Annotated in this window: 20 protein-coding genes; 13 read left to right on the plus strand and 7 right to left on the minus strand. The window is 50.3% G+C overall.

From position 1 onward, the window contains the following. Nucleotides 1-119: 119 nt before the first annotated feature. Nucleotides 120-2,501: an alpha-L-arabinofuranosidase C-terminal domain-containing protein gene (locus ACAN56_RS19185; protein ID WP_379145035.1), complete on the plus strand. Its 2,382-nt coding sequence runs from the start codon at nt 120-122 to the stop codon at nt 2,499-2,501. Nucleotides 2,502-2,592: 91 nt separating this feature from the next. Here the strand turns inward: ACAN56_RS19185 and ACAN56_RS19190 are convergent, their stop codons facing one another. Then, nucleotides 2,593-2,862, minus strand: coding sequence for a helix-turn-helix domain-containing protein (locus ACAN56_RS19190; protein ID WP_379145038.1), 270 nt, complete (start codon nt 2,860-2,862; stop codon nt 2,593-2,595). Nucleotides 2,863-3,401: 539 nt separating this feature from the next. Here ACAN56_RS19190 and ACAN56_RS19195 point away from each other — a divergent pair. Then, nucleotides 3,402-4,313: a hypothetical protein gene (locus ACAN56_RS19195; protein ID WP_038590037.1), complete on the plus strand. Its 912-nt coding sequence runs from the start codon at nt 3,402-3,404 to the stop codon at nt 4,311-4,313. Between the two features lie 231 nt (nt 4,314-4,544). Here ACAN56_RS19195 and thiD read toward each other — a convergent pair whose 3' ends face one another. Next, nucleotides 4,545-5,357: a bifunctional hydroxymethylpyrimidine kinase/phosphomethylpyrimidine kinase gene (gene thiD, locus ACAN56_RS19200; RefSeq protein WP_038590041.1), complete on the minus strand. Its 813-nt coding sequence runs from the start codon at nt 5,355-5,357 to the stop codon at nt 4,545-4,547. 258 nt (nt 5,358-5,615) lie between these two features. Here thiD and ACAN56_RS19205 point away from each other — a divergent pair, with 258 nt between their 5' ends. Next, the gene (locus ACAN56_RS19205; RefSeq protein ID WP_379145043.1) at nt 5,616-6,737 is read left to right on the plus strand and encodes a glycosyltransferase; all 1,122 of its coding nucleotides are present in this window, start codon (nt 5,616-5,618) and stop codon (nt 6,735-6,737) included. Nucleotides 6,738-7,168: 431 nt separating this feature from the next. On the opposite strand, the gene ACAN56_RS19210 is transcribed toward ACAN56_RS19205, so the two are convergent. Next, the gene (locus tag ACAN56_RS19210; protein WP_038590046.1) at nt 7,169-7,930 is read right to left on the minus strand and encodes an SGNH/GDSL hydrolase family protein; all 762 of its coding nucleotides are present in this window, start codon (nt 7,928-7,930) and stop codon (nt 7,169-7,171) included. Between the two features lie 174 nt (nt 7,931-8,104). On the opposite strand from ACAN56_RS19210, the gene ACAN56_RS19215 reads away from it, so the two are divergent. The 4 genes from ACAN56_RS19215 (at nt 8,105) to ACAN56_RS19230 (ending at nt 10,775) form a co-directional block, all read left to right on the plus strand. Continuing rightward, a complete protein-coding gene (locus ACAN56_RS19215; RefSeq protein WP_038590050.1) occupies nt 8,105-8,509 on the plus strand; it encodes a hypothetical protein in 405 nt (134 codons plus the stop codon). A 4-nt stretch (nt 8,510-8,513) separates the two neighbouring features. After that, on the plus strand, nt 8,514-8,915 hold the full coding sequence (locus ACAN56_RS19220; RefSeq protein ID WP_340899003.1) for a hypothetical protein: 402 nt from the start codon (nt 8,514-8,516) through the stop codon (nt 8,913-8,915). Nucleotides 8,916-9,153: 238 nt separating this feature from the next. Beyond that, complete coding sequence (locus ACAN56_RS19225) at nt 9,154-9,525, plus strand: hypothetical protein (RefSeq protein WP_038590056.1); 372 nt, start codon at nt 9,154-9,156, stop codon at nt 9,523-9,525. 17 nt (nt 9,526-9,542) lie between these two features. Further along, nucleotides 9,543-10,775: a beta propeller repeat protein gene (locus ACAN56_RS19230; protein WP_379145047.1), complete on the plus strand. Its 1,233-nt coding sequence runs from the start codon at nt 9,543-9,545 to the stop codon at nt 10,773-10,775. An 88-nt stretch (nt 10,776-10,863) separates the two neighbouring features. Here the strand turns inward: ACAN56_RS19230 and ACAN56_RS19235 are convergent, their stop codons facing one another. Next, nucleotides 10,864-11,967: a glycosyltransferase family 4 protein gene (locus ACAN56_RS19235; protein WP_379145049.1), complete on the minus strand. Its 1,104-nt coding sequence runs from the start codon at nt 11,965-11,967 to the stop codon at nt 10,864-10,866. Between the two features lie 138 nt (nt 11,968-12,105). Here ACAN56_RS19235 and ACAN56_RS19240 point away from each other — a divergent pair, with 138 nt between their 5' ends. Next, the gene (locus ACAN56_RS19240; RefSeq protein ID WP_379145050.1) at nt 12,106-12,612 is read left to right on the plus strand and encodes a DinB family protein; all 507 of its coding nucleotides are present in this window, start codon (nt 12,106-12,108) and stop codon (nt 12,610-12,612) included. On the opposite strand, the gene ACAN56_RS19245 is transcribed toward ACAN56_RS19240, so the two are convergent. Beyond that, on the minus strand, nt 12,613-13,449 hold the full coding sequence (locus ACAN56_RS19245) for a sugar phosphate isomerase/epimerase family protein (RefSeq protein WP_379145052.1): 837 nt from the start codon (nt 13,447-13,449) through the stop codon (nt 12,613-12,615). It lies immediately after the preceding gene. A 100-nt stretch (nt 13,450-13,549) separates the two neighbouring features. On the opposite strand from ACAN56_RS19245, the gene ACAN56_RS19250 reads away from it, so the two are divergent. Both ACAN56_RS19250 and ACAN56_RS19255 read left to right on the plus strand, forming a co-directional pair. After that, nucleotides 13,550-14,524, plus strand: a complete 975-nt coding sequence (locus ACAN56_RS19250) for an acetylxylan esterase (RefSeq protein ID WP_379145054.1) — start codon at nt 13,550-13,552, stop codon at nt 14,522-14,524. A gap of 363 nt (nt 14,525-14,887) precedes the next feature. Next, nucleotides 14,888-15,265 (plus strand): YkvA family protein, encoded by a 378-nt coding sequence (locus ACAN56_RS19255; RefSeq protein ID WP_052092009.1) that lies wholly within the window; start codon nt 14,888-14,890, stop codon nt 15,263-15,265. 54 nt (nt 15,266-15,319) lie between these two features. On the opposite strand, the gene ACAN56_RS19260 is transcribed toward ACAN56_RS19255, so the two are convergent. After that, the gene (locus ACAN56_RS19260; protein ID WP_038590065.1) at nt 15,320-15,694 is read right to left on the minus strand and encodes a winged helix-turn-helix transcriptional regulator; all 375 of its coding nucleotides are present in this window, start codon (nt 15,692-15,694) and stop codon (nt 15,320-15,322) included. 147 nt (nt 15,695-15,841) lie between these two features. On the opposite strand from ACAN56_RS19260, the gene ACAN56_RS19265 reads away from it, so the two are divergent. The 3 genes from ACAN56_RS19265 to ACAN56_RS19275 all read left to right on the plus strand — a co-directional run bounded on the left by ACAN56_RS19265 (nt 15,842) and on the right by ACAN56_RS19275 (nt 17,864). Continuing rightward, nucleotides 15,842-16,522 (plus strand): NAD(P)H-dependent oxidoreductase, encoded by a 681-nt coding sequence (locus ACAN56_RS19265; protein WP_379145057.1) that lies wholly within the window; start codon nt 15,842-15,844, stop codon nt 16,520-16,522. A gap of 239 nt (nt 16,523-16,761) precedes the next feature. Continuing rightward, the gene (locus tag ACAN56_RS19270; RefSeq protein WP_038590069.1) at nt 16,762-17,178 is read left to right on the plus strand and encodes a CidA/LrgA family protein; all 417 of its coding nucleotides are present in this window, start codon (nt 16,762-16,764) and stop codon (nt 17,176-17,178) included. Beyond that, entirely contained in the window at nt 17,175-17,864 is a 690-nt protein-coding gene (locus ACAN56_RS19275; RefSeq protein WP_379145064.1) for an LrgB family protein, read from the plus strand. Before ACAN56_RS19270 ends, ACAN56_RS19275 begins: the two co-directional genes overlap by 4 nt. A 10-nt stretch (nt 17,865-17,874) precedes the next feature. On the opposite strand, the gene arfA is transcribed toward ACAN56_RS19275, so the two are convergent. Next, nucleotides 17,875-19,383 (minus strand): arabinosylfuranosidase ArfA, encoded by a 1,509-nt coding sequence (arfA, locus tag ACAN56_RS19280; RefSeq protein WP_379145068.1) that lies wholly within the window; start codon nt 19,381-19,383, stop codon nt 17,875-17,877. Nucleotides 19,384-19,479: the final 96 nt, after the last annotated feature.

The following is a 19,479-nucleotide window of genomic DNA, read 5'->3' on the forward strand; positions in this document are numbered from 1 at the left end:
GGGCATCTGCCATTGCCGCTGCTGAACTGTTGACGGATAGGAAGACAGCTGGCTATAATTATTTATATAATAACTAATTAATTAATATAATTATTAATGAAGAGGAAAGTGGTGAACAAATGAAGACAGAAGGAACATTAACAGTACATACGGGGCGGCGCGGGGCGGAACTCAGCGATCTGTTCGGCATCTTCTTCGAGGATCTCAATCATGCAGCGGACGGCGGATTGTATGCCGAACTGGTCCAGAACCGGTCCTTTGAATTCGATCCCATAGACAAGGCTGACTACCATGCGCTGACTGCCTGGGAACCAGTGATACACGGTGACGGGCAAGCTGTAATCACTATGGAAGACAATGAACCTTTAAATCCCCGGAATCTCCATTATGCTGTCATCGACATTGTGTCGGAGGGCGGCGGAGTCGGCATCATGAATCTGGGCTTTAACAGCGGCATCCCGGTAAAAGAAGGCGATAATTATAAATTCTCCATGTACGCACGCCGCGATAACAGCTGGGATACACCACTGACTGTAACGATAGAAGCAGTGGACGGCACCGTTTATGGTGCTGCGGAAATCACTGTGAACAGCAGTGAGTGGACCCGGTACGAGGCCGTAATACAAGCAAATAGTACAGACAACAGCAGCCGGCTTGTAATCCTTGCAGGGGGAAGCGGAAAGGTATGTCTGGACATGGTGTCCCTGTTCCCGGAGAAGACCTTCCTGAATCGGCCCGGCGGCCTGCGCGAGGATCTCTCAGTGCTGCTTGCGGACATGAAGCCAAAGTTTATGCGTTTTCCGGGAGGCTGTCTGATCCATGACGGGTCGCTTAACCCGGATGACAGAAACTCGATGTACAGATGGAAGAATACCATCGGGGATATAGCCCAAAGACCGCCCAGACGGAACAACTGGAGTTATAATCAGACGCTTGGATTAGGGTATTTGGAGTATTTTCAATTCTGCGAGGATATTGGCGCGAAGCCGATTCCCGTTCTGCCCGGCGGATACGACCCGCATCATAAACGGATTGTGCCACTGGATGAATTGCAGCCGTGGATTGATGATGCGCTTGATTTAATAGAGTTCGCGAACGGCGATTCCTCAACGGAATGGGGCGGCATCCGTGCCGGCCTTGGCCATACGGAGCCCTTTGGCCTGGAGTATATCGGCATTGGGAACGAAGAGGTAGGCGAGCCGTTTTTCGAACGGTATCCCTTTTTCCATGAGGCCATCAAGGCCAAGTATCCGGAAATTAAGGTGATTAATTCGAGCGGCCCTTTCTCAGCGGGCAAGGAATATGAACGGGGCTGGGCATCAGCCAGAGCAAACGGCTCCGATCTGGTAGACGAGCATTATTATGCGGCACCGGAGTGGTTCCTGGCCAATCATCACCGGTATGATGAATTTAAAACCGGTGAGCCGAAGGTATTCCTCGGTGAATATGCCTCATGGGGCAACACTTATTATAATGCGCTGGTCGAAGCTGCGTTCATGACCGGGCTCCAGAACAACGCCCACGCGGTCGGACTGGCCTGTTATGCCCCCATGCTCTGCAATGTGGATTATGTGAATTGGAAGCCGGATATGATCTGGTTCAACAATCATCAAGCCTACGGGACGGCCAATTATTACGTGCAGAAATTATTCATGAACCACCAGGGAGATCAGCTGCTGGAGATGAGAAGCTGCGGATTTGCACCTGCTCAAGCACAGGAGGATCAACCGATAACCGGAGCCATCACACTGGCGGTGGATGCTTCCGCTGCCCGTTTCTCCGAGATCTCACTGGTTAACAATCTGACCGGAGAAGTGAAGGCTTATGCGGACCTGTCCGGCGAAGTTGCGGATCTGCCGGATCCGGCATTAAATGGAGCAGCCAAGCGGACGCTGGAGCTGGGTCCTACGCATTGGACGGATTACACGCTGAGTCTGAAAGCGGTACGCACCGGAGGGGCAAAGGGGTTTGTGCTCTATTTTGGCAAAGCAGATGAACAAAACCATTTATTCTGGGAAATCGGCGGCTGGCAGAATCAGGATTCCATAGTTGCTTCCATTGCACAAGGCAGAAATTCCGTCTTAACCCATACCCTGTTCACCGTCGAAAGTGATGTGGAATACTATCTTACGCTGGAGGTCTCGGGAAGGCAGATCCGCACTTATATTGACGGAGAGCTGATTAATGAGGCGGAAGATAAACTGCCTGTAATAGAACCACTCTATTACACAGCAAGTGTAGAGCATTCGACCGGGGATATGATTCTCAAAACTGTTAATATGCAGGAAGTGAGTGTTACTGCTGAGATTGTTTTGGAAGGATTGGCCGATAAGAGACTGAGTATAGAAGTGTACGAAATGTCGGGACATCAGCCGGAGGACGAAAACAGCTTCGAGCAGCCCATGCTTGTCTCCCCGAAACAGAAGGCCTTGCAGACAGAGGGCAGCAGCTTTGCTTATGAGTTTCCGAAGCAGTCGGTGACAGTGATGAGACTCCGATAACCAACCTTGTATAGCTGAGAATAGACCATAAGCGCTGGCTTCCCGGGAAGCAGGCGCTTTCTGCTGTTTTATCCGCTCTTTTGCGCTGGTGTTAGGGGACGGGCCCTGCGGATTTCACCCGAAACTGGCTTGGGGTAAGCTTGACGAACTTCTTAAACTGCCGCATAAAATGCACGCTATTCTCATAACCGCAAGCGGAAGCAATATGGCTTACCGGGTAGGAAGTGTTCTCCAGCAAATACGAAGCGTACCCGAGCCTGTTGTGAATGACGTCAACCATGACCGGAATTCCGAAGATCTGCTTGTACATATGCTGGAAATGCGACCGGCTGAGCCGCAGCTTCTCTGCAAGCTGATCCACGGTAAACCATATCCAGGGCCCGGATCAGCGTGTCAAACGGAAGATTCAGCTGACTGAAGAAATCCTCGGCGTCCTCCATCTCAAAGTGGAACCAATCATGGATCATCGGACATCCGGCCCCCCGGTAGAACTGAAGGCTGCTTTTCTTGTAGATAATGTAGGTGTTTTTGTCGGCGATGATCCTTTGGCCCTGTAGCTGTATCTCCATGGTGCTGCGGAACATTAAAAACAGATAATCCCCCGAGCCATGGGGACGGTCTATCGTAAACCCTTCGGGATGGATGACTTTAAGGGTCAATTGATAAATATATGTGAGATTAACAGATAATAAGTTAGTAACGGAGATGAAAGTATGAGAGTGTTCATCCGGGATTCTGAATGGACGCATTCAGTTATTCGTAATCAGATGTCAGAACATTCAGAGAGAAATTGTGTCGAGTGTCAGTAAAATATATAATGAAAGAGTAAACGCAGCTAAGAACAGAGACGGCAGCGGCGAAGCAAGGCGGGCATCATACATACCAAAGGAGAAATTTAATGTGAATGAGAAGCTGAAGAAGGCATATGAACGAGTGGGATTGTCTGAAAACGTATCCAGAGAAGAGATAAATAAACGGTTTGATCTGCTGCTTAAACGGCGGCGTTCCAAAGCTTCCGATGATGAAAGGTCGGCGCCGGAGGAGGATTTTCAGGCCTTCAAGTTTATTCTGGATAGTCTGGACGAGCAGGAGATTCAGGAAGCCGAACAGCAGAGACTGGCGAAATACGGCAAGCTTTCCGGTTTTGCGAGTAAATGGGAACGGTTTATGCGCCTTTACAAGACACATGTAATTGTATCCATTATTATCGTTATTGTACTGGCTGTAGGCGGGAACGCGCTTTATAACAATTGGCAGCATAAGAAATATCTCGCCTCTCTGCCTCCGGTTGATGCGGAAATCATGTTCCTGGGCAATTTTGGGGTTCAGGACCCGGATGGTAAGACGGATGCTCTGGAAAAGGCAGTTATCGCTCAATACCCTGATTGGAAGCGGGTAGAGGCCAGCATCGTTTATCTCCCGCAAACAGGACCCGGTTCGGATACGTTTGATATGAACTATATGCAGAAGGCCGTTGTAGAACTGGCGGCGAATCAGCCGGATGTTCTCATTCTGGATGAAGCAACCCTGGAATGGATCGGCGGGCAGGATGGCTTCGGGAATCTGGAGGCTATCGTAGCAGACGGTGTAATTGCCAAAGACGATTCCCGCCTGAAATGGGGGAAAAATGAAGAAAGCGGACAGGAGGAGCTGTACGGCGTAGACATTACAGATTCACCCTTTGTTTCCGCGCTTCCAATCAACCACAATTCCAAAAACATCATCATTGGGGTCCTTGGTGAAGATGAAAACAAGGACAAGCTCATTTCGTTCATCGAGAAGATCGCCGGGAAGTCAGCCGCTCAAAAATAAGCCTTGAGGTTCTCTGAAGCTTCGATTGTATAGAACAAACCGTTATCATGCTGCATTGCGCAGCACGATAACGGTTTTTTTACAATAGGCAAACAAAAACCGTGACACCCTATACGGGGCACGGTTTTGTTATGCGTATAGCAAGCAGGTAGCAGGTAGCAAGTTGAGGGACGCATATCCCAGTCAGGAAATTACAGCCCTGTTTGTGCAGTCCTACAGCCCCGGCTTGTCCTACTGTTCCAGGCGGTAACCGCCATGAAATACAGGGCCGACATATTGATTAAAGGCGTAGCCACTGCGGATGGCTGCGGAGACGAAATCCTTCGCTTTGACTACTGCGTCATGCACAGACAGGCCGTTCGCCAGGCCGCCGGTAATGGCAGCTGCAAACGTGCAGCCTGCTCCGTGATTGTATGCAGGTTCAATCTTGGCGGTCTCAAGTACAGTATATTCGGAGCCGTCGAAGAAGACGTCAATCGCAAGGTCTCCACCTAGCGCTTTACCGCCTTTGACAACAACATTTTGGGTTCCCAGCAAATGGATCAGGCGCGCAGCCTCTTTCATTTCTTCAATCGTTGTGAGCTTGCCTAGTCCAGAAAGCACCCCTGCTTCAAACAGGTTGGGAGTGGCTACGGTAGCCAGCGGCAGCAGCAAATCACGGATGGCATTTGCGCTCTCCGGGTTCAGCACCTCGTCTTCACCTTTGCAGACCATAACCGGGTCAATGACCACATTGGTCTGGAGGTTTTCCTTGATCGCTTTTTCCGCAACAAGCACAATATCCACACTGCCCAACATCCCTGTCTTCATCGCGTCCACAGGTCCACCGGCAAAGATAGTCTTTAGCTGCTCCGCCACGATGGAAGAGTCAATCGGGTAGACATTATGGTGCCAGCCATTATCCGGGTCCATGGTGACAATAGTCGTTAATGCGCTGAAGCCGTAGGTGCCATACTCCTCAAAGGTTTTTAAATCAGCTTGGATGCCTGCGCCTCCACTGGAGTCACTGCCGGCAATGGTTAGGGTTTTTATGATCTTTGACAAAGGTAACGTCTCCTTCTTGTATATGAAATTCTAAAGCCTGATTCAGAGGGAATCATTTTAAACTCTACGATATTATAACAAAAAACACAGCCAGCGTCCTCAAAAAAGCACACTGCGCTTGTTTCACTCCGGGCTTTCTCCTTAGGGTCAGTGGTGAATGCGGAAATGTCATAGGTAGGAGCAAGGGTTCCATTCCTGCTGCGGTGCATATCAATATAGGAGAAAAGCGTGTGCTCACAAAACTTTGAGGAGGGTAACATGATAGAAATCAGCTTATGCATGATTGTCCGCAATGAGGAGAATAGCCTGCCACGCTGCCTGTCTTCGGTAGGGGCAATTGCTGATGAAATCATCATTGTGGATACCGGGTCAACGGACAACACCAAAGAAATCGCCTTGTCCTATGGGGCGGTTATTTATGATTTTACCTGGATTGATGATTTCTCAGCCGCCCGCAATTTTGCTTTCAGCAAAGCTACCAAGGAATATATCTTCTGGCTGGATGCCGATGACTACCTGAAGGACGTGGATCATGTACGGTTCAGGGAGCTGAAGCACTGCTTGCCAGACGGCGTGGACAGTGTGAACATGCAGTACAATCTGGCTTTTGACGGAGAGGGGAGGGTCGTCACCTCTTTGCGCCGCAACCGGCTGGTCCGCAGAAGCTGCAATTTCAAGTGGATAGGTCCGGTGCACGAGTATCTGGAGGTCTACGGGCCCGCTTACAGCAGTGATGTCTGCATCACTCATGAAAAAGATAAAGTGTACACGGACCGCAATTTGCGGATCTATCAGAAGCGGGTGGGGGAGGGTGAGGTATTCTCGCCGCGTGACCAGTATTATTTTGCCAACGAACTGCGCGACCATGGAATTTATGAGGAAGCCTGCCGCTATTATGAGCTGTTCCTCGACGGAGGTTTGGGCTGGATTGAAGATAGTTACCAGGCCTGTCTTAGGCTGGCTGAATGCCGGGAGCGGCTGGGAGACAGGGAGGGAGCCTTCCAGTCATTATGCCGCACGCTGCAGTATGATACCCCCCGGGCGGAGTTTTGCTGCCGGCTAGGTGCCTGGCATGTAGAGAAAGGCCAGCTGCTCCCGGCTGTCTACTGGTATGAGCTTGCGATTAAACTCCCGCGGAATAATGATTCTATGGGTGTGAAGAACGAGGCGTTTGCCACCTGGGTGCCTAATCTTCAGCTTGCTTTATGTTATGACCGGCTGGGCCAGCGCGAGAAAGCTAATCTATTCAATGAAGCCGCTTTGCTCTATCATCCCGTCCATCCCAGTATGCTCTACAACCGCAATTATTTCAAAAATGTGCTCGGAGACAATTATGTAGAGCTGCATTCACGGGAAGCTGGCGAAAAGGAAGCGGAATAACACGTTGCCCGCCCAGCTCCTTGGCCGCTTTGCGCTTTGAATATGGGGCTTTTGAGCAGACCTACTTGCACTTTGTGGCTGCATCCGGACTCCAATGCAGCTATTTCGGATAAACAGCATCATTCAGTGAGGAATCGGACCTCATGGACGTTATGCTCTACATTTGGCGATAAAAGGCCGCCTTTTGGCGAGAATAACGGCTATGCAGTCCGCCGGCAAGGATTACAGCACGTTCCAGGTAAGATAGCGGCTCCTCAGTCCGTTAGACGCAGCAAACGTAGTTTAGCCAGCTTACTGGAACAGCATTTTCTGAATGCAGGAGACAGAACCATCTGTTCCGCCAGCTGCCTGCGGTAGTTTCCATCCTATAATCCCTGAACAGGCGGCAAAAGGCCCGCTGCATCTATCGTATGCAGCAGGCCTTTTAGACTTTAATGACTGTGTGCAGCCTGTCCGGTGCTGTCCACCAGCAGCTGGGGTTCACTGCTTCGGATGAAATCCAGCACCTTGTCAAAGATGATGCGGTGTCCTTCTTTATTGGGATGAATCCCGTCCCGGCAGATGAACTTGGTGAAATCCGGCTGCTGGAGAAAAGCACCCCGGACATCAATGATTTTGGTTCGGGTGCTCTCGGCGACCTTGATAATCGTGGAATTGTATCTTTCCTGCCACCAGTAGATTTTAGTGATGCTGCCGAGCCATTTCAGAATATTCACTTCCGACGCCGGGTTGTTTCCGCTGACCCATTTGAAATAGCTGTCCGCATCCAGCGGAGGGAGACTCATCAGAATAGGCATAATCCCCTGGCTTTTCAGGAAATCAATCATATCCAGCAGCATTTTTTCGAAAGCCGTGAAATCGGTCTTGGGATTATGCTCTGCCTCAGGGTTATTCATAATTTCCTCCCAATGAAAGTCGCAGTCATTCCCCCCATATTCGATCAGTACCACATCCGGTTTCTCCTTCAGCACATCCCGTTTCAGATTGCCGAAGCCCTTGAGCAGAGTGTTGCCGAATCTGGCCGTATTGCGCAGCGCTCCCTTCAGATTGCCCTGAAGCAGCGACACGTAATTTTCTTCCAGAATGACATATTTGCTTCTCGCTTCATCATAGACCACCCCTTTGGAGATGGAATCGCCGCTCACCATATATTTAAACTGGGGCACGGCAGTTTGTTTGTCCGATACGTTCATATGACTAGCCTCACCTCCGATAGCTATATTGTACTTAATCTTAGTGTAATCCATTCGTCCAAGGATTGCCTATGTATATATGTCATGGATTTAGGGGCTGAAGAGGTCCAGTCACTTCTTTAATAATGCCATATCCTATATAGAGTTAAATTTGTGACAAGGAGGCGTTTTGTAATGACCCAGGTTGTTGATTTCAGTAAAAGCTCAATATCCAGCTTCAGCCAGACGATTTCCGTGCCGGTCCTTGGTGCTCCTTCAAGCAATACACTGACCCAGTTTGGGCTCGCGACAGCGCAGGGAGGCAGTGTCCTGCTCAATGCATCGGTTGGCGTTCAAACCACACTCGGAAGTCCGGACCTGCTGTTCACGATTTTGCGCGGGGCAGCTGCTATTTTTTCAATTCGTGCAAGTGCGCTGAACGCCGGACAATTTGACCCGATTAGTTTCTCGTATGTGGATTCCAATGTGCCTGCCGGATATTTTGCCTATACGCTGACTGTCTCGATTGTTAACAATGCTGCCCTTAATTCTGCAAATCTGGTAGGTCCTGTTGATTTCTCAGGACTATCGTTGGTGTGACGCCATGACACAACTTATTGATTTCGGAAAAAGCATCCCGTCGAGCTTCAGCCAGTCCGCATCATTGCCCGTAAACAGCTTGCCAAACAGCACTGTTCTGGGACAATTTGGTTTAGCTGTAGGCGCTAATGGCTCAGTTTTACTTCAAGGCACCATTGGCCTGCAAAGCACTGGACCAAACAGCTCCGACATTATTTTTACAATCTCGCGCAATGCGGTGCAGGTCTTCACCATTCGATCCAGCGGGCTGGCAGTAAACGACTTTGAAGCCGTTCATTTCTCCTTTGCAGATAGCGGAATCCCTGCCGGATATTATGGATATGCTTTAACGGCTTCTTCAATCGGTACGGTGAACCCACCGGTTATTATCGGTCCGCTTTTATTCTCGGGGCTTTCCATACTTTAATTTTTGGAGGCTGCCGGAGCAATCATGCTCCAGGCAGTTTTTTTTATGCTCCAGGCCTGTACCTTTACTATTATTTTCCGTTTTCTCACCGCTTAGGCAAAGTTTTTTCTCATTGGACAAATAATAACCACATACACATGAATGGAATTGTATTATACCTGATTGCGAAGGAGGTGAGCTGCGCGTTGTCCTGCGGGAAACTCTCTGCTTGCAGCAGACGGAAAGGAGTTTAGAAAATATGCCCTTTACAACGGGGGCGGTTTACAATCCGCCGGCCGGACTCAACCATATCGACCGAATACAGATTTCCTGCTTGAATGATTCGATTATAGCCGCAATTAATATCAATTTGCAGATCTTTCATTTTCGGGGCAATAATTTTACCCGCGTCCCGGTGGGCGAGTCCTTATTTCAGGTCAATCCCCAGCAGCTTGTCGTTCAGACCTTTTCTGTGAACCTTGCTGATTATTATGAAGCCCAGATCAATTTCTACAGTGCCGTTAATACTGTCATAAATGTGTTCGCCATGGATGCAGCCGGGAACATCGTTAACAGCATTCTTCAACCTGAGTTTACATACATCGATCGCTTAACAATTATCTCTACTTGAAAATGGGGTGATACGAATTGGTGAATGTCAATATTACCGCCGGGCTTCCGGGCAATCATATTGAACCTTCCATCGCAGTAAATACGTTGAGTCCGAATATTCTGTGTGCGGTGGCGGTGGATGACAGCACAGGTACAGCTTTGACCGGATTCTACAGATCTATTGACGGGGGGCAGACATGGTCGGCTACTATTCTGCCGCAGGCTCCGGGGTATATGAGTGCTGAAGCACCTACCATAGACTATACCTTTCCCAATACCTTTATTGTTGCAGTGCATTTTTTTAATGATTTTGATGACGGTACCATTGCAACCTATACCTCTTTTGACAACGGCGTGACCTTTAATCCCCCTGTTATCGTGCGGCAGGGTTTTGGTCTCTATATCCACAATGATGAGCCTTTTCTTGCCGTGGACCGCTCACCCTCCAGTCCGTACCTGGGAAATGCCTATGTAGGCTATACGCCGCTTTATGATCTGGCGCAGAACTCGGCGATTTTCTTTCAACGTTCCTTGGATCAGGGAGTAAGCTGGGAACCTCCGCAGCGGATATCAGACCCGAGGGGGAGGCTTGAGCGTGCTGCTCTGGCAGTCGGACTCGCCGGTGAGGTATATGTCGGTTATATTGAGCTTGGACCGTTACCCAAATACGCTTATATCCGGGCTTCGCTGGATGGCGGAGTCACCTTTAATCCACCCGTTACCCGCGGCGCTACATTTATCGCCAATACGGTTCCGGTGCCCAGTCCGCTGCCCGTACCGAATTATGCCTTCCGTGTGCAGACAAATCTCAGCCTTGGGGCAGATATTTCTGCCGGATCTTTCGGCGGGTTCGTCTATGCGGTGTGGAATGATTTCCGGCTGGGGTATGCAGACATCTTTTTCTCGCGGTCGCCGGATGGTTTGCTCTGGTCACAGCCGGTCAGCATAACAGGTGCGCCGGCAGGCTCGCAGAATTTTTCACCTTCGATTACGGTGTCAGCTTCCAACGGAACAGTGCGGGTAATATATTATACGAACCGTCTGGATGGTTTCCTGCTGGATGTCTTCGTGGCGGAATCCATCAACAGCGGCTTGTCCTTTGTGAACCGGAGAGTATCGGATGTGTCTACGAATCCGAACGGGAATTCACCTACACCAGTTCCGCTCATTGGAGATTATATTACCGCAGCAACGATCTTCCCGGATACACTGGGAGCTGTATGGAACGACACGCGGCTTGGGAAACAGGATGTTATTTTCGGGAATTGAACATATGTATGTAAGCCGCAACAGCATAAACAGCAGCTCAACGCCAAATTTCGGCAGTTGTGCTGCTGTTTTGCTTTTGAGGAAATCGTTATTTCCTGCCTGCCCTAAAGCTGTTCATCTTGCGCACCAGTGCAGACTTGGGCTGATTGTCAACAGGTGTGCCTTGGAGGAAATTTTTGATACTCCGCTCCATGATTCTGACGCTGTTCTCCCAGGTCCATCCGGCAGAATCGTTTTCTCCCTGCATGGCTAAGCGGGCTCTGAGCAGATGATCCTGGCTCAGGCGGAGGACATCCTCGGCGAGCCGGTTCTCGTACCGGTAGGAGAGCAGACAATTCTCTTCATGACGGGCATATTCCAGATTGCCGCCGGAGTACACAGAGACGAGCGCCGCCCCGCAGCGCATGGCTTCCAGTCCCGGAAGGGACCCGGTATCAAAAATGCTGGAGCTGACAAAGATATCCGCCCCATTGTAGTGATAGCAGAGCTCTTCATCATTAAGCGGTGTGAAGAAGCGGTATTTGCCGCTGGCCTTCATCTCCTGCAGGGAATCCGAGGTATAGAATTCATCCGGCGGACTGATGAAGTTGATATTTACACCGGGAAGATTCTGTTTGACGATATCCAGCTGTTGTACCAGATAATCCTGTTCGCGATGCCAGGAGAAGCCGTTCTCAACCTTGCGCAGAATGGCAGTAATGTTCAACGGCTCCTGCAGCTTGTGGCGGATACGCATATTATTAAAGGAGGAGCTGATGCCGACAGGCACAATACTTCCTGATATACCATGATTTAATTCAATCAATTCTTTCTGCCACTGTGATAGAACGATCAGCTTGCCGGTGGTATGATAACTGGGAAAGGATACATGATTTTCCGGCAAAAAAAGCGGCTCGTAACATAAGGACAGGCGTACATGAATTCCCTTTCCATTCTTGCTGGCGGCTTCGGCCACAGGCACAGTGGTATAGAAATTGGAAACAATGACATCGCTGGCCGGAAAGTCGGTTTCACGCAGCAATGTGTGGTCGGTGCGGAGCAGGGTGGAGTGGATCTCATAGGAAATGTCTCCCCCCAGCGGCATGAGAATCACAACCTGGTGGCCCAAAGCTGTCAGACCATTGGTGAGCTCCACCAGCATCCGTTGCGCCCCGCCATGGCATAGGGTGAGAATGGGGAATGTGAACCTCATCGATGATCGCCTCCCTTCTGGAGAATATAGCATCAGCAGCGATGCTTTTTGTATACTATTTTATTCAGAAGGATAGGAAAAGTACTGGGTATCCGGTCATTAATCAAAATCGGGACTAGCGAACAGGAGGCAAAGAGGATGAGTGAAATGATTGCGGAGTGTATGAGAAGGCTGGATCAATCCCTGGAGTATGTGGAGAAAGCTGTCGGCAAGCTGCCGGAAGAGAAGATATGGTTCCGTCCCCGACCGAAAATGAATGCGATCGGCAACCTTTGCCTTCATATCGCAGGCAGCGAATACCAGCATCTGGTCAGCGGGATTGGCAATCAGCCGGTGATCAGGGACAGACCGGGTGAGCTTCTGGAGACAGGCGGACATAACCGGGAAGAATTGCTCACCCTGCTAAGATCGGTAAGAGCCGAGAGCTGGTCCGTTGTCCGGAAGCTCACGGCTGCAGATTTGGAGCGGGTAGCTACCATTACCTACCCGGAGAATTCCGGCGTGGAGAGCTACCAGTGGAGCATCCAGAAGATACTGATCGGTGCGGCAGAGCATTATTCCTATCACACCGGGCAGATTGTGTATGCAGCGAAGTGGCTGCAGGAGGAAGACGCACATCTTTTGAACTGGAAGCATTACAATTAATCATTTCCCGAGAGCGGTCAGCAGGGCAACTGTTTCCCGAATCTCAGGAAGAGTGATTTCCTCCAGGGAGACATCAATCATAGGCTTGAAGGTCTGAAGCCTTTGCAGAAATTCTGCAGTGTGGAACAGCCCCTGGCCCGCTTTTCCGTGACGGACATGGTTCCCTTCGCGGTAGATATCCTTCAAGTGGGCCAGGATCATCCGGTCACCCAGCAGACTGAAGGCACTGTCCACAATTTCATCCTGCCGGGACACATCGTCACCGATCCAATTGCAGGGGTCGAACACGACGCCTATGGAGCTGGAAGGCACCTCATCCAATAGGCGGCGCATTTTTTGCGGGGTGGATAAGGTGTGGGTGCTGACGCCTTCGATCCCCAGAAATACGCCCCATTTCTCCGCTTCCTCGGCCAATTCTTCCACCGTAGTCCGCAGCGTTTCCCAACCGATCTCCTCGTAACGGTAAGGCTCCATCTCTTTAAACGTATGCAGGTCCCCGGTTTCTGTAGCTACCATCGGTGCGCCGAACTGTCTGGCAAACTGCAAGTGTTCCTTGAAACGGTCGATTTCTGCCCTGCGGACCACCGGGTCCGGATGAACGGGGTTGATGTAGCAGCCGAGAACACCGATACGGATCCCTGCCTTGTCGAATTGCTCACCGATATAATTGGCCAAGCCGGGATTCAGTTTGCCGGGGGAAGTGTCGATATCCTGTATTGCCTTGGACAGGGCGAGCTGCACGAAGCTGATATCGTGGGCCTGCAGTGTGGAGGTTAAGGTCTGGAGCGGCAGGCAACCTGCTGAATGCGCCAAAGTTCCGTATCGAATGATGAACATCTCCTTTTGAATTCTCTGGATTTATATTATTATTACTATTAATATTAATAACGCTTACAAGAACTTGCAATAACAAAGACTAAGTTTAGGAGATCATGCTATGAATACTATTGAACTGCGTAAGCAGGAACTGGAAAACTGCCGTCCTGAACCGACACTTGATGCACAGTCAGCCGACAATTACTGGGATGGAATCCTTGCGGAATATGAACAGAAGCCGCTGCACGTTACCACTGTTCCCGAAGAAACACCCTATCCGGGCATGGAGGTTAACAAAGTCAGCTTCAAGGGATTTGATGAAACCACGGTGTATGCCTGGCATATTCAGCCGTCCTGGAATGCAGAAGCCGGGCAGGCGCTGCCTTGTATCGTTACATTTCCGGGTTATACCGGAGACCGGGGATACCCGGAACGTTATGCCTCATGGGTGCTTCTCGGCTATGCTGTTCTGGCTGTAGATGTGCGGGGCCAGCTGGGTGAGACGGGAAACCTGCTGCCCCAGAGCAGCGGCGTTGCCAAAGGCTGGATCACCCAGGGGATCCTGGAGAAGGAGCACTCCTACTACATGGCTGCGGCGATGGATGCCGTTCGGGCCGTGGATACCGCCGCGCAGCTGCCCGGCATAGATCCCTCACGCATCGCTGTTACCGGCGGCAGCCAGGGAGGCGGACTTTCCTTGCTGGCAGGCGCGCTGAACCCGCGTGTCGCTGCGGTCGCTGCCGACATTCCGAATCTTTGCCGGCTGGATTTCGGGGTGCTGAATTCAACCAGCTCTTTGACAGAGATCGCTGATTACATCAAGCGGTACCCTGAGCATCTGGAACGCATTCTGCATAATCTTGCCTATTTCGATATCGTGAATCTGGCGCACCGCTTTACTGCACCTGTAATGATGTCTGTCGGCTGGAAGGACACGGTATGTATGCCGGAAACGATCTATGCGGCGTATAACCGCATTACGGCGCCCAAAGAAATCTGGGATTACCCATTCTCCGGACATGAGGTCGGCGAGTTCCATAACCGTCAGAAGGCTATATTTTTTGAGCGGCATTTGGGGACAGGGCAGCTGCTTTAGGTAATTTTTATACCCTTGATCTGGAGTAACACCAGGTCAAGGGTTTTAATTTTAGCTATATAGATTGAACTTGAGAATTACATTTAGGGAAGAGTGGCGGAGGGGGATTTTGGAACTGTAGGAGCGACAGCGTCCGCCTTTAGGTTTGGATTTCTACCGCGATTCGCGGTTATTTCAGGAAATCCAAACCTAACAGCGGCCGGAAGTCCAAACATTCACTGTAGTCACGGCCATTCCCAAAATAGAAGAATGATAAGTTCAATCTATATAGAGCGTTGCCCGAAGGGGTATGGTGTATATGTTATAATGAGGGAGCTTTAGAACTTATTAAGGATTAGTCTACAATCACAGGAGGGATCGCTAATGGAGAAGGACGGAAACAAGCTTCCTGCAGAGCTCGTAGTGGACCATTTCAAATACAGCAAAGAGAACGAGAGGCTGGTGCAGAAAAGCTTCTGGAGCAAAACCAGGAAATTCGCCGGAAAAATTCCTTTTACCAAAGATGCGATTGCGATGTACTATTGCGCCATTGACGCCAAAACTCCATTGTGGGCAAAAGGTATTGCCTTCGGAGCACTAGCCTATTTCATCTCTCCGATTGATGCTATTCCTGATGCCTTACTTGGTCTGGGACTGACAGATGACGCAGCTATTATTGCGGCAGGCATTCGGGCAATCGCCGGACAGGTAACGGACGAACACCGGGAGAAGTCAGAGGTTTTCTTCAACGGGGATAAATAAAAGCAGGTCATACAAAAAAAGGTGCAGCATCAAACCTGCACCCCTGTTTCTGAATCAACTAGGGCAGCTTTCTTTGGAAAGCTGTTTTATTTTGTATTCCTCGCCCCAATCCCTCATCAGCATAATGATCGGGATCAGTGTCCGGCCGAATTCGGTCAGGGAATACTCGACCTTTGGCGGCACTTGATGGTAGACCTCACGGTGCACCACCCCGTCTTCCTCCAGCTCACGGAGCTGCAAGGTCAGCATCCGCTGGGTAATGCCGGGACAGATACGGCGGAATTCATTGAACCGTTTCTTGTCGTCCATTAAATGGTATAGAAGCACACCCTTCCATTTGCCGCCAATAACGTCGAGCGTAAATTCTACGGGGCACGCTGTTTCGTTGCCGTCCGGGCATTGGCCAAATCCGCCTTTTCGATCTCGCATTCGGGGATCACTCCTATAGTATCAATTTGTATACTACATAACAAAAATGTGCGTACTACAAAATTCATTATATATACTTTAATATTATGCTTGTAAGCCAAATCAGTCAAACTAAACTCGTCCATTTATAGAAAGGGAGTATGTAAGATGGAAGCCAGCGCGACAGCAGCGGCCAAGCATGAAATCCTATCCGCCTTTGAATTCAGACATGCAACGAAAGTGTTTGACAGCAGCCGGAAAATCAGCGAGGATGATTTTCAGTTTATTCTGGAGACGGGACGGTTGTCTCCAAGCTCCTTCGGGTTTGAGCCCTGGCGGTTTGTTGTGGTGCAGAACCCGGAAATCCGCGAGAAGCTGCGCCCCTTTGCCTGGGGCGCCCAAGGACAATTGCCAACCGCCAGCCATTTTGTGCTGATCTTGTCCAGACAACCCGGAGATATGGCCGCCGGATCGGATCATATCCGGCATATGATGGAACAGGTGCAGAACCTGCCGCCCGAAGCTGCTGAAGGTAAGCAGCAGACTTACGATACTTTCTTGAAAGTCGACTTTGGTCTGAAAGACAATGAACGGGCCATGTTCGAGTGGGGGGCCCGCCAGACGTATTTGGCTCTCGGCAATATGATGACCGCTGCGGCGATGATTGGCATCGATTCCTGCCCGATAGAAGGCTTCGACAAGGCGAAGCTTGAAGAGGTACTGGCTGCTGAAGGTATTATGGACCCTGCGCATTTTGGGATATCCTGTATGGTGGCCTTTGGTTACCGGATCAATGAGCCGCGCGGGAAAACTCGGCAAACTGTCGGGCAAGTGATTCAGTGGGTGTAATGTAAAGAGGTGTAATGTAAATAGAAGAAACCTCTCCATGTGAGCGGGCAGTGTGAGAACACGATCCCGCTATGGAGAGGTTTCTTTTTAGGATATAAGGATTTATTTTGATCTACACGCATGAAAATACATAGAAGCTTCGAAAAATAATTGAAAATTTACTGAAAGTTCTGCTACTCTAATATAGTCAGTATTTTTACATAGGATATTCATTTTAAGACTGAAGGGATTCCTGCATCATGAAAATCATCCGCATTATTGCCGAGGTCGGAATATTGTACGCGTTCTATCTGGCCGGAGACTATCTGCAAAAGCTGCTGCATCTCCCGGTTCCGGGCAGTATTGTCGGGCTTCTGCTTCTGTTTATATTGCTGCTCTGCAAAATCGTGCCGCTCAAGCTGATTGAGAATGGCTCCTCCTTTATTCTGGCCTATCTTCCGATGTTCTTCATTCCGGCGACTGCCGGGATTATGAACCACCTCGATATTTTCAGCGGCAGAGGACTCTTGCTGATTGCCATTCTCGTGGTGAGCAGTGTGCTGACCATGGTCGTAACGGCCCATTCCAGCCAGTGGTTCACCGGCCGCAGCGCCAGACGCAGAAGCAGAAACAGCTACCGCACTGGAAGCCTTAGAGAGAAGGGGAAGGAAGCATGAGATTGTTGCTCGCAGTTGGTTTTGTCCTGCTTAATGTGGGAATTTATCTTCTGATGTCCATGCTTTACAAACGTTATCGTTTCCCCGTACTCCTGCCGGCCCTGACGGCAACCTTTACAGTGGTTGTGCTGCTGATGGGCTTTCATATTTCCTACGACACTTATATGATTGGCGGTGAGTGGATCAACAAGCTGCTTGGACCTGCAGTTGTCTCTCTCGCTTTCCCGTTGTACAAACAGCGTCATGTGTTGTGGCAGAACCTCCCCGCAGTGCTCGGGGGTACGGTAACCGGACTTCTGGTCGGGATGTTCAGCGGCCTGCTGATGGCGGCAGGAATGGGATTTTCCAAATTATATGTTCTTTCAGTCCTGCCGAAATCGATTACGACCGCTGTAGCGATTCAAATTTCCAGCAATCTGGGCGGAGATTCTTCGCTGACTTCTGTATTTGTGATGATTGCCGGATTCACCGGAGCCATCGGCGGTCCTTACATCATCAAGCTGTTCCGCATCCGGGGCGAGTCCGGCATCGGGATCGGTCTGGGCACGGCTTCACATGCACTTGGTACGGCAAAAGCCTTGGAATACGGCGAGCAGTCCGTCTCCATGAGTTCCGTAGCGATGACGGTGTGCGCAATCGTCGGCTCCATTATCGGACCGCTTGTGGCCTGGATCATGTATCATTAATACCTCTGGCCTAGCCGTTCACCTGCAGCCGGATCACATTCCAGGACGCCTTAGGAAGCAGGGCGCTTACGCGTCCGCCGTCTGCCGTGGCAGTGCCGCGGTCATGCGGCAGGACTGTCCCCGGGTTGCTTCGGGTGTTCGTTGCATGAATATCCTCATGTTCCAGTACGGTATGCTGGAGCACGGTAACAGCCCCGAAGCTGCGCAGGTCCACAGCTAGCTCCAAGCCTTCTGCCAGATGGCGGTTAACGGCAAACACAGTTACCTCGTTCAGCTCTTCGTTGTATACACTGATCGCTTCCAGATAGGGAACATCGGTGAAATCCTTGGAATCATATTTCGGACTGGAAATGAGCGGGTGCAAAACAGTCCCGCGGCCATAGACAGAAGCATGCATATAAGGGTAGTACGTGGTCTGCTGCCAGAGCGGGCCGCCGTTTTCGGTCATAATTGGTGCAATGACATTAATAAGCTGGGCAATGCAGGCCATCTTCACGCGGTCCGCGTGCTTCAGCAGCGAGATTAGACAGCAGCCCACAACAAGCGCATCCTCCAGCGTGTACACATCCTCGAATTCCGGCGGGGCGACCTGCCAATGCTGCTCGGCGCGGCTTGAACCCTGGGACTTCCACACATTCCATTCATCCATGGAGAGATAAATCTTTTTCCTGCTCTTTTTCTTGGCCTTGATATAATCGCATACAGCGGCTACACTGTCGATAAACTGGTCCATATCCAGGGAGCGGGCCAGGAAATTAGGGGTATCGTCTTCATTGTTATTGTAGTACGTATGCAAAGACAAGAAATCCACATTATCATAGGTGAGATCCAGCACAGTAGCTTCCCACTCAGCGAAGGTGTTCATCCCGCTGCCTGAGCTGCCGCAGGCGACAAGCTCAAGCGAAGGATCCACCCAGCGCATGGCTTTAGCTGTTTCATTGGCTAGGCGCCCGTATTCGACTGCCGTCTTGGCCCCGATCTGCCATGGACCATCCATTTCATTGCCAAGACACCAGGTTTTGAAGGCATGGGGGGCTGCATAACCGTGGGAGATCCGCAGATCACTCCAGTAAGAGCCGGAGGGATGATTGCAATACTCGACCAGATTTCTGGCCGCATCAATCCCGCGGGTACCGAGATTGACGGCCATCATGACTTCGGAACCTGCCAGCTTAGCCCACTCTGCGAATTCATTAGTACCCATTTGATTGGTTTCGGTCGTCCACCAGGCGAGTTCAAGAGAGCGCTTACGCTCAGCCTTGGGACCAACTCCATCTTCCCAGTTGTAGCCTGAGACGAAATTTCCGCCGGGATAACGGATAATCGGGACATTGAGCGTGCGGATGGCCTGCAGGGCATCTCCGCGGAAGCCGTTCTCATCTGCCGTTGGATGTCCCGGTTCGTAAATACCGCCATAGACAGCCCGTCCCAGATGTTCAATGAAAGAACCGTAGACCCGCGGGTCCACCTCAGCCAGCTTAAAATCCTTATCGACAATCATTGAGGATTGTATCGTCATGAATTATCTGCTCCTTCGTATAGGATTAATGATTATATTAATCCTTTAAAGTAATAACTGATTACATAATACGTATGTCAAGCTATACTAAGCAAT

Source organism: Paenibacillus paludis (genome assembly GCF_042610515.1).
Taxonomy (GTDB): Bacteria; Bacillota; Bacilli; order Paenibacillales; family Paenibacillaceae; genus Paenibacillus_AQ.